General features: G+C 49.5%; 13 protein-coding genes. 4 read left to right on the forward strand and 9 right to left on the reverse strand.

Going from position 1 to position 14,363, the window contains the following annotated elements:
* Positions 1–108: 108 nt before the first annotated feature.
* Positions 109–978, forward strand: a complete 870-nt coding sequence (gene tesB / locus OC443_RS13710; protein ID WP_073581640.1) for an acyl-CoA thioesterase II — start codon at positions 109–111, stop codon at positions 976–978.
* 200 nt (positions 979–1,178) lie between these two features.
* Here the strand turns inward: tesB and OC443_RS13715 are convergent, their stop codons facing one another.
* Entirely contained in the window at positions 1,179–1,637 is a 459-nt protein-coding gene (locus OC443_RS13715; RefSeq protein ID WP_073581638.1) for an Lrp/AsnC family transcriptional regulator, read from the reverse strand.
* A gap of 202 nt (positions 1,638–1,839) precedes the next feature.
* A complete protein-coding gene (locus tag OC443_RS13720) occupies positions 1,840–2,700 on the reverse strand; it encodes a Tim44 domain-containing protein (protein WP_073581636.1) in 861 nt (286 codons plus the stop codon).
* A 168-nt stretch (positions 2,701–2,868) separates the two neighbouring features.
* Between OC443_RS13720 and OC443_RS13725 the strand changes: the two genes are divergently transcribed.
* The 3 genes from OC443_RS13725 (at position 2,869) to OC443_RS13735 (ending at position 6,385) form a co-directional block, all read left to right on the forward strand.
* Complete coding sequence (locus OC443_RS13725; protein WP_073581634.1) at positions 2,869–3,459, forward strand: TetR/AcrR family transcriptional regulator; 591 nt, start codon at positions 2,869–2,871, stop codon at positions 3,457–3,459.
* A 17-nt stretch (positions 3,460–3,476) separates the two neighbouring features.
* Positions 3,477–5,357: an MFS transporter gene (locus OC443_RS13730; protein ID WP_073581632.1), complete on the forward strand. Its 1,881-nt coding sequence runs from the start codon at positions 3,477–3,479 to the stop codon at positions 5,355–5,357.
* 104 nt (positions 5,358–5,461) lie between these two features.
* Entirely contained in the window at positions 5,462–6,385 is a 924-nt protein-coding gene (locus tag OC443_RS13735) for a YeiH family protein (RefSeq protein WP_073581630.1), read from the forward strand.
* Here OC443_RS13735 and OC443_RS13740 read toward each other — a convergent pair.
* The 7 genes from OC443_RS13740 to OC443_RS13770 form a co-directional block, all read right to left on the reverse strand.
* Complete coding sequence (locus OC443_RS13740; protein ID WP_200796909.1) at positions 6,382–6,555, reverse strand: hypothetical protein; 174 nt, start codon at positions 6,553–6,555, stop codon at positions 6,382–6,384. The two genes, OC443_RS13735 and OC443_RS13740, sit on opposite strands and share 4 nt — an antisense overlap.
* A gap of 74 nt (positions 6,556–6,629) precedes the next feature.
* Positions 6,630–8,084, reverse strand: a complete 1,455-nt coding sequence (gene menE / locus OC443_RS13745; RefSeq protein ID WP_073581628.1) for an o-succinylbenzoate--CoA ligase — start codon at positions 8,082–8,084, stop codon at positions 6,630–6,632.
* On the reverse strand, positions 8,081–9,067 hold the full coding sequence (menC, locus tag OC443_RS13750; protein ID WP_073581626.1) for an o-succinylbenzoate synthase: 987 nt from the start codon (positions 9,065–9,067) through the stop codon (positions 8,081–8,083). The genes menE and menC overlap by 4 nt, the downstream gene beginning before the upstream one ends.
* 133 nt (positions 9,068–9,200) lie before the next feature.
* Complete coding sequence (menB, locus tag OC443_RS13755) at positions 9,201–10,067, reverse strand: 1,4-dihydroxy-2-naphthoyl-CoA synthase (RefSeq protein WP_073581624.1); 867 nt, start codon at positions 10,065–10,067, stop codon at positions 9,201–9,203.
* An 18-nt stretch (positions 10,068–10,085) separates the two neighbouring features.
* The gene (gene menH, locus OC443_RS13760; protein WP_073581622.1) at positions 10,086–10,919 is read right to left on the reverse strand and encodes a 2-succinyl-6-hydroxy-2,4-cyclohexadiene-1-carboxylate synthase; all 834 of its coding nucleotides are present in this window, start codon (positions 10,917–10,919) and stop codon (positions 10,086–10,088) included.
* The gene (menD, locus tag OC443_RS13765) at positions 10,903–12,606 is read right to left on the reverse strand and encodes a 2-succinyl-5-enolpyruvyl-6-hydroxy-3-cyclohexene-1-carboxylic-acid synthase (RefSeq protein ID WP_234976355.1); all 1,704 of its coding nucleotides are present in this window, start codon (positions 12,604–12,606) and stop codon (positions 10,903–10,905) included. The genes menH and menD overlap by 17 nt, the downstream gene beginning before the upstream one ends.
* 39 nt (positions 12,607–12,645) lie before the next feature.
* On the reverse strand, positions 12,646–13,938 hold the full coding sequence (locus tag OC443_RS13770; RefSeq protein WP_073581618.1) for an isochorismate synthase: 1,293 nt from the start codon (positions 13,936–13,938) through the stop codon (positions 12,646–12,648).
* Positions 13,939–14,363: the final 425 nt, after the last annotated feature.

Raw genomic sequence — 14,363 nt, forward strand, 5'->3', positions numbered from 1 at the left:
ATGAAACATATTATGCTCGCTCAATCAATTTTCTTCTCCGGCATGCTCGTCATTCATGCAGCCATCGCAGATAACAAGCGACCGGAACCTTTTTAAGTAAGGTCTCACATGACTCAGGCACTCGATAATCTGTTAACACTTCTTGAACTTACCCCCTTGCAGGATGGCCGGTATCAGGGCGAATGCGAACATCTCGGACTGCCTCAGGTGTACGGCGGTCAGGTGATTGGGCAGGCACTTTCTGCCGCGCGTTATACAGTGCCCCACGACCGGACCGTACACTCATTTCACAGCTATTTTTTATATCCGGGAGATTCCGATCTGCCAATTATCTATGATGTGGAAAATTTACGTGATGGTAAAAGTTTCAGTACCCGCCGGGTGAAAGCGATGCAGAATGGCCGGGCGATTTTCTTCCTGACCGCTTCCTATCATCTCTGTGAAGCCACCGGATTCGAACATCAAAATACCATGCCGGATATCCCGGGGCCGGAAAATTACCTGTCTGAATCGGCTTTGTTTGAAAAGTTTGCCGACCATATGCCACCGGCAGCCCGAAAGCTGTTTGGCGGGGAAAAGCCAATTGAAATCCGTCCGGTACATGTGGTGAATCCGCTCAAGCCAGAGAAAATTGAGCCCAAACAGTATCTGTGGATTCGTTCGAACGGTCAGCTTCCGGATAATCAGTTGCTACATCAGTACTTACTGGGTTATGCGTCTGACTGGGGATTTATCACCACAGCGATGCAGCCGCACGGCATCACTCTGATGACACCCGATTTTCAGGTTGCAACGATTGATCACTCGATCTGGTTCCATCGCCCGGTCAAAATGGATGAATGGCTGCTGTTTGCCATCGAAAGTCCGAATGCAGCCAGTGGACGCGGACTGGTCCGGGGAGAAATCTACAACCAGCAGGGCGACCTGATTGCCAGTGCAATGCAGGAAGGTGTGATGCGATTCAACAAAAAAGATTAACATTCTGCTTTACCTTTCCCCCGGGGAAGGCTTTATGGTGTCCCGATTGATCAATGTCAGGGAATAATCAATGGGATGCTGTAATCAGCCACCACCCGGTGGCACAAAAAACCTGGGGCTTTTGCTGAAATATCTGGGCGTTTTTCTGGTGGTGATTTTATTGATCGCTTTCTTTTTTGGCTGAAGCCTTCAGGTCAACGTTACAACGGTAGTTCGGTGGTGTATTTGAGTGATTCCATCGCAAACGTTGATGTGACGTCGGTAAGCCCTTCAATCCGGTTCACCAGCTCTTTATAAAAAGCATCAAAGCTGCGCATATCCTGCACCTGAACTTTGAGCATGTAATCATATTCTCCGGCCATACGGTAAAATTCCATCACCTGAGGAAAATCGGCCACGATATCAACAAACCGGACATACCATTCGTGGGAGTGATCACTGATTTTTATCATCATAAACGCGGTAAAAATCAGGCCGATCTTTTCCGGGTCTAACAGCGCGACTTTCTTTTTGATGACACCAGACTCTTCCAGCTTTTTGAGGCGCTTCCAGCACGGCGTGGTCGTCAGATGAACCGCATCGGCCAGTTCGTTCAGAGACAGACCGGCATCCTGCTGTAATAAATGTAATAACTGGCGGTCCGTTTTATCTAATTCCATAACTTTTCCGCAATGTACGATGTCAGAATGAAGAACTTCCCGACAGTGAAAAAAATTTCTCTATAAATACATAATCAGAGTAAAAAATCAAAACCTATCCCGGAGTTTTTGATAAAAATCTTACTTCCGAAACAAAAAAGACCCGGTTAAAAACCGGGCCTCAGACTGATGACAAACCATGTCAGGCGCGAAAGTAAACCACTTATCCCTGAATACCGATAATCAGCCATGGTGCATCCTGACGGGTTAAATCACGTTCAAGGTGCCAGATATCACTGATGTCTTCTTCAACCGACTCGCTCATATCACGATAACGGCCGGAGAATTGCAGACTCAGCTGAGCCCGGTTTTCGTCATAATCAGCCCGGACGATTTCAGCATCAACATACATCACATCCGTATTCTGCTCACCGGATAATTTTTCCCGTTCAGCTTTAAGATCCTGATAAAGATCGTCAGACACATATTCACGAATAGTCTCCAGCTCATTATGGTTCCATGCACCCTGCAAAATCCGGTAATGTTCACGGGCACCGGAAATAAATGCAGCCTGATCAAATCCCGGTGGATAACGGTGCGGCACATCACTCCCGGCAGACCCGAAACCTGTGGCTGGTTGTGGCTGTTCAAAATTGTGCGTATGCGTCTGTTCAAAGCTCTGACGATTGGCATGATGACCGTCATAAGCCGGTTGATGTGATGCCATCGCCTGCTGTTTTGACATCAGCAATCCGCGGATCAACCTGAACCCGATGAACAGCAGAACGCCCATGATCAGAATGTCGAAAAACTGGATGCCTTCAAATGCGCCGCCAAACATCGCAGCGATCAACCCACCAGCCAGTAAACCACCCAGCAGACCGCCCATCAGGCCTCTTTTCGCCGGCGTAGCAGTTCCGTTTTTATTCAGCGTCGAAGTATCTTTCATTTGCTGTTTCGGAGCCGGTGCTGTTTTAAAGCTTTTTCCGAATGAGCGACCACCACCAAACTTTTTTGCATCCGCAACCGGTACAATAGCAACGGAGACGACTAAAAGCGTCAGCAAAGTAAAAAGACGTTTCATATTTACACCCTCAATGTTTCGGCACGTGTTTAATTATCACATTGATAGTTTAACAGAAAAAAAACTGGTGCTGACCTCAAACATGTATCAGAATATTGCGAACAAACATTGACGCTAAAGCATCTAACTCATAGTATATTGAACGTTGTACATGAATGGTTGGGAATTATGGCAAGAAGAAATGATCACACGCGGGAAGAATTAATTCAGCTGACATTAGACCAGGTGAAGGAGTTTTTAAATCATCGTCCTCACCACGATCTGAGCCTGCGAAAGATCGCAACCATGATTGGTTATGTCCCCAGCACGCTGGTGAACATATTTGGCAGTTATAATATTTTGCTTCTTCATGCTGTTTCGCAAACTCTTGATGAACTGGCCACAGAGTCTTCAGCTGTGATTGAGAAAAGTGAAGATACGAGAGATTCGCTGTTTCAGCTGGCTTATTGTTACCACGATTTTGCTCAGAAACATCCATTCCGCTGGCAGCTGATTTTTCAGCATAATATGCACGGCGATCCGCTACCTGAATGGCATGCCAAACGGATTGAAGGCATGACCAGCATGCTGGAGTCCATCCTTCAGAATCTTGCCCCTCAACGCTCCCGTGAAGAAGTCCTGAAAACCAGCCGGGTATTATGGGCCGGTGTACACGGAATTACCTTACTGAGTGTCGATGATAAGTTCTTCTCTGAACAGCCTATCGATGGCAAAGATTTAATCGCAAATCTGATCAACCAGTATCTTCAGGACTGGTAACAGGTAAGGATTTGAATATGCCGAATCCGGTTGCGTCACTGCTTTCCAGTCGGCGATTCCTTCCCTACTTCATGACTCAGTTTTTTGGAGCATTTAATGATAACGTGTTTAAAAACACGTTATTGTTATTTGTGGCCTATGCAGGCGCTGGTGAACTGGCGATATCCAGTACCCTGTTTATCAACCTTGCTGCCGGGTTATTTATTCTGCCTTTCTTTCTGTTCTCTGCATCTTCTGGTGTGCTGGCAGACCGGCTGGAAAAAAGCGCGCTGATCCGCAAAATCAAGTTACTCGAAATTCTGATCATGGCACTGGCTGCCATTGGTTTTATCACGCAAAGTTATCTTGTTCTGCTGCTGTTACTGTTTTTGATGGGGACACAGTCTGCACTGTTTGGCCCGGTCAAATATGCATTGTTACCACAGCAACTCCGGCCCAAAGAACTGGTCACCGGTAATGCACTGGTCGAAACCGGCACTTTTCTGGCTATTTTGCTCGGCACTCTGCTGTCAGGGTTCATCGCTTCGGCCGATAATGCCCGCTTGATTGCCGCCGCAGGTGTGCTGTCTTTTGCCTTGCTTGGCTATTTTGCCAGCCGGTATATACCGCGCGCGGAACCATCCATGACAGCGACTAAACCTTTTCGCTGGCATCCGGTCCGGCAAACCCGCCATACCCTGTTGATTGCCCACAAAGATCCGGTGATTTGGCTGACCATCATGACCATCAGCTGGTTCTGGTTTTTAGGCGCGACTTATCTGACGCAGTTCCCTAATTTCACCAAGGATTATTTACGTGGTGGTGAGAGTGCCGTGTCTTGCCTGCTGGCCCTGTTTTCAATTGGCATCGCGCTGGGTTCCATGCTGTGTGAACGCCTGTCCCGGCACAGGCTGGAGCTGGGGATGGTGCCTGTCGGCAGCCTGGGGATATCCATCTTTGGCTTCGGCTTCAGTAGCCTGATTCCGGCGCAGCTGCCCCAGTTCGAAACACTGACAGCGTTTGTCTCTGCCCGGGAGCTCTGGCCATTATTCATAAATCTGCTGCTGTTAGGCGCAAGCGGCGGGATGTTTATCGTCCCTTTGTATACCCTGTTGCAGCGCCGCGCCAAACCTGATGAACGGGCGCAGGTTATTGCCGCCCTCAATATTTATAATGCGCTGCTGATGGTGTGCAGTGCAATCACCGGGATTGTCTGCCTGACCATCCTTCATTTCTCAATCCCGCAACTGTTTATGCTGCTTTCAGTAGTGAATACGGTCGTCTTTGTGTATTTAGCCAGAAAACTACCGGTGTATGTGGTTCGTTTTCTGCTGACAGTCATCCTGCGGCTGTGCTACAGAATCCGCCTGACCAATTTACATCATATTCCGAATCAGGGCGGTGCTTTGATTGTCTGTAATCATGTCAGCTATCTGGATGCATTACTGCTAATCATTGCTTCACCACGCTTGATCAGGTTTGTCATGGAATCTGACTACGCCAGTTTTCCGGCGATTCGCCCCCTGATGAAACGCGCCGGTGTCATTCCGATTGACGGAAAACGTCCCTCAGAGATGAAAAATGCTTTTACTCAGATACAAAATGCGTTAGATATGGGTGATCTGGTGTGTATTTTTCCTGAAGGCCGCCTGACCACTGATGGTGAAATCGGCTCTTTCATGCGGGGCATTAACCTGATTTTATACCGCGCACCTTCCGTGCCGGTCATTCCTGTCGCTCTGAAAGGATTATGGGGCAGCTTTTTCAGCCGTTACCATAAGGGCAGAGCCTGCAGCCGTTTTCCGCGCAGGTTCTTTTCACGGGTTGAGCTGGAGGCCGGAAAGCCCATACCGGCGGAAGAAGTCAATCACCAGATTCTGAAAAACAAAATCGCAGAACTCAGGGGCGACCAGCTGTAAGTTTGATCAAAACACACTCATACAATCACTATTCAGGAATGAGAATTACGGCTCCGGCACACGCCCTTAACACATTTGTCTGAACTCAGATAACCGGAAACGTCATGTCTCAAGTGTTTAAAAATATACCTTTTCTGGCTGCAATTGCCCTGTGCGCAACGCCTTATATTTCATCTCCGACTGCCTTGATTATCGGATTATTTCTTGCCAGTCTCGGGCTGGTGCCTCACACCTTTCCTATCACGAAAATCACGAAAAAGCTGTTATCGTATTCGATCATCGGCCTTGGTTTCGGCATTCCGCTGCAAACCGCGCTGACAGTCACTGCACATGGTATTGGTCTGATTATCACCACCATCGTTTGTACACTGGCCATTGGCTGGTTTATCAGTGTCCGGCTGGGTCTGCAACGTAAAACCGGCTATCTGATCGCATCAGGTACTGCGATTTGTGGTGGCAGTGCTATCGCGGCAGTCGCACCGGCAATCAAGGCTGATGACGATCAAACCGGGCTGGCGCTGGGCACAATCTTCGTTCTGAATTCTGTCGCTTTATTTATTTTCCCGCTGATTGGGCATTTGCTGCATATGAGTCAGGAAAACTTCGGCACCTGGGCGGCTATCGCCATTCATGACACCTCATCAGTTGTGGGCGCGGCTTCTGCTTACGGTGAAGTTGCGCTGCAAACTGCCACCACACTGAAACTGGCCCGCGCTTTATGGATTATCCCGGTTGCTTTTGTCAGTGCACTGCTGTTCAGCAGTGGCTCCCGGAAAGTCAGTGTACCCTACTTTATTTTGCTGTATTGCGTTGCGATTGGCATCCATGAGCTGTTGCCACAGTTTGAACCTGTGTACCACGGCATATTCTCTGTTGCCAAACAGATGCTGGTTATCTGTCTGTTTTTGATTGGCAGTAATCTGTCGGTTGAAAAGCTTCGTCGTGCAGGCGCCAGACCGTTACTCTTCGGCATCGGATTATGGCTGGTTATTTCTGTGTCTTCATTGAGCTGGATTCTGCTGGCTTAGCTGCGCTGACAGCGATCTTTTTCTGGCGATTCCCGGCGCGGAAACAGTGGAAAAGACAGACAAATTAAAGCAAACGCCGTCAGTTCAGCAAGAGAGCGGGTCATGCCGTTCTCTGTGATCGCGATAATTATCTGGATGATAATGGCGGCAGAAAAAATGAAATGTCTCATCTGATATATTCTTTTAGTCATTCAGTTATTTTCATTATGACTAAAAGATATATGACGAGAAATTCAGTTTTGGACTATCTCATAACCTTCCGTTGTGAATCGTGTTCAGACAACCACTGTTTAACTTCAAACCGGGATACCTTAATGCCACCACCGGTTAACCCCTCAGGCATCAGATACCACGCCAGCGGCCATTTGAATTTTTCCAGCCGGTTTTGCAACCAGGCGGTTAAAACACCCATGTCCGGCAATTGACCGGATACCGTCGTCACCACCGCGACAGGCCGGGCACCAAACGTCTGATCTTCAACCGGAACCACAACAGCCTGTTCAATCTGCGGATGCGTCAGCAATACCTGCTCGATTTCCTCACAGTGAATATTCTCTCCGCCGGAAATAAACTGATTATCCGCCCGGCCGCTAATATTCAGGCCGCCTTCCGTCCAGTAGCCCAGGTCTTTGGTGTCAAACCAGCCGTCTTCGTCCGTGACCGGTCTTAACCGTCCCCGGTGATAATATCCGGCGGCCAGGGTTTCTCCACGCACATAAATACGTTGCTCTCTCAACAAAACTTCCCGGCCGGGTAAAGCCAGGCCACACCCGCTCTGACCATCGGTTTGCTTCACCGTGACGGTTGATGCAGCCTCTGTCATCCCATAGCCAACCCAGGTATTCATTCCCCGCTCACTGGCCTGTTGCGTGAGCGAAAGCGGAATATCGCCGCCGCCCAGCAATACATGATTCAGATTCAGTGAGACTTCAGGATGCTCAAGCAACCGCTGCAACTGCACCGGCACTAAAGAAGCATGAGAAACACCCTGAATTGCTGTGACCAGATCTTCGCCAATTTTCAGCTGGCCACCGCCCAGCAACCAGCGATAGATAATCGACAGGCCGGAAACATGATAAAGCGGCAGACTGAGTAACCAGCAGTCCTGTTCACCAAAAGGCAGCAATGAAAGCAACCCGCGGGCGGAAGCAAAGTGATTACTGCTGGTGTGTGCCACAACCTTGGGTACACCGGTTGAACCTGACGTAAAAATCAGTGAGCTGATCTGCGCCGGATGATAAGTCGTAACATCGCCATCAGGTAATGGTTCATCCGTCAGTGATATTTCCCGCAACCACCGGATCCCGGTCAGATGCGTATGCAGCGCAGAGATTTCAGGTGACTCATCCGCAATCAGCCACACTGGCTGCTCTGGCGCGTAAATCGTTTGCAGCTTCTGGCGGAGTTTTTCTGCTGGCTGAGGTGCAAGAAAGGCGGTGGTAATCCCTGCTGTCAGCGCGCCGAGAAAATACCAGATCCACTCCGGCCGGTTCTTTCCGGCCAGTGTCATCACATCTCCCGGACACATCCCCTGCTGCCGGAGCCAGTGCGCATAGCGGGTCGCCTGCTGACTGACCTCCAGCCAGGTGTAATCGTGTTGTGGTGTGATGAATGCAACAGCACCGGGCTGTTGTGAAGCCCGGTGCTGCCAAAGTGGTACGATGCTATCTGTAAGTATGGTGCTATCAGTTAAATTCATGCTGACCAGATCAGTTCCTGTGTCTCTAAACCGACCACAGGTAAATCGCAACCCGGCCAGGAAACTTCAAGCTGTTGCTGATACAGGCCAATCGTATCCAGCCCCGGCACTTCGTCCGGCAGCCAGAGTTTTGCTAAACGGGCCAGTTGGCACAAGCCAAGGCTGGACTCAATCCCGGAGCTAATCACCGGCTGCATCCCCAGTGATTTCGCTTTCTCAATCAGATAACGGCAGCGCTCAATTGAACCAATCATCGTCGGTTTAATAATCAGAGCTTTTACTCCGGTCAGCTCTTCCAGACGAAAATCAGGATTATCCAGAGACTGTTGCAGGGTTTCATCCCAGGCGACGGCAATTCCGGTTTCAATCGCAAACACAATACTGTCACTCGGCTCTGCACACGGTTCTTCAACATACGCGATCCGCTGGCGGTATGAAGGCTGAATTTTCCGGCCAAATTCCATCGCCTGTTCCAGATTCCATACCCGGTTTACATCCAGCCTTAAAGACAGTTCAGGAATGCTCTCCAGCAGCAGGTTCACCAGCAAACCATCCCTGACTGGTTCGTATAAACCCACTTTAATTTTTGCCACTTTCTTACCGGGCAAGCTTTGCAGTCGCTCAATCAATGCATCCGGATCACCGTATCCCAGTGGTGCAGCAAAATAGTTACCATCGGCAGGAAGCTCTCCGGAACGCTCAAATTCAGCAGCAGAAAGACCAAAAGCAACGGAAGGATAGAGCGAGTTGTAATCGATTTCATCACCCTTACACCACAACTCTAATTGTTGCCGGACCTGAGCGCCTGCTGCTTCGGTGGACTCTTCATTGAATTTGATCAGCGGCGCAACTTCTCCGCGTCCTGTCCTGCCATTCTCTGTCGTCTCGACAATGAACCCAACACGTTCAGATAATTTTTCATCCCGGAGGATCACTCCGCTGTCCATTGGTAACCGATACCGGTACAGTTTTGCACTACGCATCCTGATTCACCTTTCTTTGAGTCATCTCTTCATCCGCTGAAGCGATGATAAATATAAATCACACAACAATGATATTGTTGTCCTGTTCCCATGGTGACCTGACCCGCCGGTGATTTCCCGGCGGATTCAATGTTTATGGGTTACGGGGGAACTTTTTGAAGTCCGGACGACGTTTTTCATTAAACGCATTCCGCCCTTCCTGACCTTCTTCCGTCATGTAAAACATCATAGTGGCGTTACCAGCAAGTTCCTGCAATCCGGCCTGTCCGTCACAATCAGCATTCAGTGCTGCTTTCAGGCAACGCAGCGCCATCGGACTATGTTGCAGAACTTCACGGCACCAGCGGATAGTTTCTTTTTCCAGATCAGCTAAAGGCACAACCGTGTTGACCAGCCCCATATCTGATGCTTCCTGTGCATCATAAAAGCGGCAAAGGAACCAGATTTCACGCGCTTTTTTCTGCCCCACAATCCGGGACATATAAGAAGCTCCCCAACCACCGTCAAACGAGCCGACTTTTGGCCCGGTCTGACCAAATTTCGCATTATCCGCAGCAATGGTTAAATCACACATCATATGCAACACATGCCCACCGCCAACGGCCCATCCGGCAACAGAAGCAATCACAGGTTTCGGACAGGTACGAATCTGACGCTGAAAATCCAGTACATTCAGATGATGAGTGCCTTCATCATCCCGGTAACCGCCGTAATCCCCGCGGATTTTCTGGTCACCACCGGAGCAAAATGCGTCTTCTCCCAGTCCTGTCAGAACAATGACCCCGACATTTTCGTCATACCGGGCATCGGTTAATGCATGAATCATTTCTTTGACCGTCTGAGGACGGAAAGCGTTCCGTACCTGTGGCCGTGCAATAACAATTTTTGCAATCCCATCACCAGATTTATAAAACCGGATATCCTGATAGTCATTGGTGCAATCATTCCACACGATTGGTGCATAAAGTTCTTCTTCACTGATACCGACTGTAATTGTCATAACTTTCCTACTTCATCATTAATTCTGTTCATCAGGACAATCAAAAGAGCGAATACACTCCCGGAGCGCATCAGTAAATGCGCCGGGTTGCTCTTTGTGAACATTATGTCCTGCCTGCTTTATCGCATATACGGGTAACCGGCTTTGGGCGGCCAGTTGCCTGAATTTTTTATCCTGTTCACCGCAGATATAACGGACAGATAAAGACTGCCTGTAAAGCTCAGCCAGCAAATCCGGCTGCCGGGCTAATGATGTGGCCAGCATCATCTCTGCAATCCGGGTGCCAAGATTATCACGACGCTGGCGAATCAGTTGTTGCCTTTGCTCATAGTTTAGCGTGGAAAAAACCGGTTGCTGATACCAATCGTTCAGAACTTGTTCAACCGGCTCATCACGGAATCTTGCAGCCCACTGCATATCCTGCTGCCAGCGTTGCTGGCGGGCAGTATCATCACTCAGACCAAAGTTGCCCCCTTCTATGACCAGCCCTTTCACATTCAGAGACGACCACCAGCCTTGAACACAACCGTACATCGCAATCCGTCCGCCGAGTGAATACCCCGTTACAATCAACGGGTGTGCCTCACTCAGTCCTGCCTGTTGCAGAGAAGCTTTGAGCGTACCGGCAATCTGCTCACAACAATCGTCCATATCCATACACCGGATTGCACGACTCTGACCATGACCACATAAATCGAGACTCAGACGGGGAAAATCCCCCAGCCGGGCACGGACTGCTTCCCAGTCCTGATGGTGTCCGAGCAACCCATGTAAAAACACCAGCACCGGACGCTTTTGCTCATCAGCATCAGGCTTATTTTCCGGTTCAAACAGACTATAAAGTCTTGACATGATGTACAATCTGCCGGATATGTTCTGCAACCTGTTCAGGAGGCGTAATGACTTCAACCAGCAACCCGCCCTTACCGGCGTTGAGGTGGTTTTCAATACAGCGGGTATAACCGTTCAGGTTTTGAGGTTGCTGATAATCCCAGCCGAACAGCTCAGCAGCATGACGGAACTGATAGCCATGAGGCATCTGATAGAGTGCGGTTTTCTTTTCAGCCGGAACCGGCAGTAAATCAAAAATCACCCCGCCATCATTATTAATCACCACGATCACAAACGGGACGTCACTCTGGTTCAGCAACGCCATCGAATTCAAATCATAGAGAAAAGAAGTATCACCCATCAGCAAAATCAGCGGTTTTTTCCGGTGTCGCTGCACACCGGTTGCAGTTGCAATCACGCCGTCAATTCCGGATGCACCCCGGTTAGAGAAAACAGCCCGGTTCTGATGACGGCCGAACATATCTGCCAGGCGTACAATCAGGCTATTACCGATAAACAAATCTGCGTGAGGCACGGTTTCAGCCAGCGTCGCGGCAATTTCTGTTTCAGAAAGATTGTCACTCTGCTCTGCAACCTGACGGATCACTGGTGGAATCATACGTACCACAGAGAGCAGATGATCGGCCCATCCGGCACCGGCACCCGGTAATAAATGCCGGTTCATATTATCTGTCCACTGGCAGATATCAGCGATAATTTGTTGCTGCGGCAGATGGAACTGGTTATCGCGGTTTTTAGACGGAGAGATATAAATATACTGACATCCCCCCTGAACCTGCTGCTTCAGCCAGTGATTGAGCCGCTTGGAAACCAGGCGGGAACCAAACTGAATCACGACTTCGCATTCCGATAATTTTTGCGCCAGCAGCGGATGTTGCAGCCACACATCGTAATATGCCCAGTCACTGCCAACCCCGCTTTGCGGATCGCACAACACCGGCCAGCCTAACTGCTGGGCAAACTGTTCAGCCCGGTATGAAGATGCCAGATCCAGCGAGCCAATTATCACCAGCCCTTTGCGTTGCAGGACATCCGGGTCGATTGTCGCCGTCATCACCTGTGGTGGTATGTCCTGAGTACTGTATGGCCGGTAACCCTTCAGCCACGCCTGAATACCGGCAAAATAATCACAGTCAGAAGAAGGCTCCTTATCCCCATAAAGCGGCTCCGGGAAAGGACAATTGAAATGAATCGCGCCGCCTTCCAGCTGCTGGCTGAACACCGCCTGATCAACCGTGGTCAGCAGCCAGCCCGGCGGGATGGCAACAGAGGGTGACGGCAAATCAACTGCCCGGGTGACATGTTGTGAGAAAATGCCGCGCTGCTCAATGGCCTGATTGGCACCACAGCCAATCAGCTCAGCCGGTCGATCAGCAGTCAGCACCACCAGTTTTTCACCGGTCAGGTGCGATTCTGCAATCGCCGGCAGCAAGTTGGCGACCGCCGTACCGGATGTCACAATGATCACCACCGGCTGCTGGCTGGCCTTTGCCAGCCCGAGCGCCAGATATCCCAGCCCGCGCTCATCAAAGTGGGTATGAAGGTTCAGTTTTGGATTTGCATCCGCTTCAAGCGTCAGCGGCGTAGAGCGGGAGCCGGGTGCCACACACACTTCTGTCACACCCAAACGGGCTAATTCTTCCAGTAAAATCCGGCTCCACAGACGGTTGATTATAGACTGATCCACAATCTTTTTATCTCCGTTATCATTGAGGTTGAATACAGACTACTGTTCGTCATCTGCCATCAAACTCAGTAAAGTTGACATTTTCCTGTTCAGTTCCTGCCACTCTTCCTGTGCAACAGATCCGGGCACAATACCGGCCCCTGCATATAATCTGATTTGTTCTCTGATGATCAGCGCACTGCGGATCGCCACACAAAATTCAGCTTTTTCATGGCTGATGTAACCAATCGCCCCGGCATACCAGCCTCGGGAAAATGGTTCTTCCTGTGCAATAAATGCTTGAGCCGCCTGACGCGGATATCCGGCCACAGCGGCGGTTGGTTGCAGGCTGCTGAGCAGATGAACACCGTTAACACCGGGGTTTAACCGGGCATGAATGCGACGTTTGAGATGCTGAACCCGGCTTAATTTTACCAGCCGGGGTTGCTCTACGGTGTCAATCTCCCGGGAGAGCGGCGTCAGATGATCAACAATATCATCCACCACATACTGGTTTTCCTGAATGTTCTTATCATCATGAATCAGCCAGTCTGCCAGCGCCTGATCCTGCGCTGGTGTGTCGCCGCGCCCGGTGGTTCCTGCCAGTGCTTCAGTCTGCAATGTCTGTCCGACCCGCAGATAAAGACGCTCAGGGGTTGAGCCGGTGAAGCTTCTGTGCGCATCCACAGCCATTAAAAAATGGAAGCTGTGATGATTCTGATCCCGGCTGGCTTTCAGCAACTGCGCAGCCCGGACCGGATGTTTCAGACAATATGCAGACTCTCTGGCAAGCACAACCTTGTCGAAGGTGCCATGCTGTATTTCTGATAAGGCCTTATCCATTAAATCACACCACTGCTGCTCATCAGGCAGATGCACAACCGACTCAATGCCGGTTTTCACCGGTTCCAGCTCAGGTACAGTCGTCACCAGTTGCTCCAGCGCATCGATGGCCCGCGATTTGTTCCCGGATAAATTGACTGCGAGGATCCAGACATCGCCATCCCGAATCAGTTCCACCAGTGGCATAAAAAAGAAAGACTCAGGGCAGTCTGGTGTTTTGTCAGTTCCGCCATCAAATGATTGCCCGCCCCAGATTCGCTGCCCGTTTGCAATCACAGCATAAGCCGGTGCCGGATCATCAAACCGGTGGCACTGCCCCAGCGCAACCACTTCTTCCTGACCTTGCCGGTCCTGCCAGAAAAATTTTGGAAACAGGGTCTGACATTCAAGCCAGTCAGGGAATGCAAAAGACGGTGGAGCGGAGAGAGTCAGAGAACAACGGGGAGTCTCATCTGATGATTGTTGAACCTGATAAATCAGTTGATGAACAGCTTGATGAAAATGAAACAAAATGACCTCAATACGCAGAAGACAACGGCCAGACTATTGATAATATTATTTTCAACCAACAGCGCTGACGGGCATTTTATGCCAGCCTGAAGAAAAGCACCAGATGATTCCTTAATGCAGAGACTTTAATTGCTCAATCACAGGCATCACATGAATCCCGGATATCGCACATAGTGAGCAAATCTGAATTTAAATTTCATATATGCGGCATTATTTTTCTACCGGGCTGATATCAATCTGATGTGCACGATATCAGTGCAAAATCAGCAAATTGCACCAAAAAAGAACAAAGACTCAGCAACACTCAACACAGCCGGGTTCAGGAGGAAATCCTTCCCTGAATGAGACGAAAATATCGTAAAAGTATTTAAATATCATTAATTTAATCCCATTCACTGATTTATATTCAGTCTTTTAATAAGAAA

Origin of the sequence: Vibrio quintilis (assembly GCF_024529975.1) — a bacterium.
Classification (GTDB): Bacteria; Pseudomonadota; Gammaproteobacteria; order Enterobacterales; family Vibrionaceae; genus Vibrio; species Vibrio quintilis.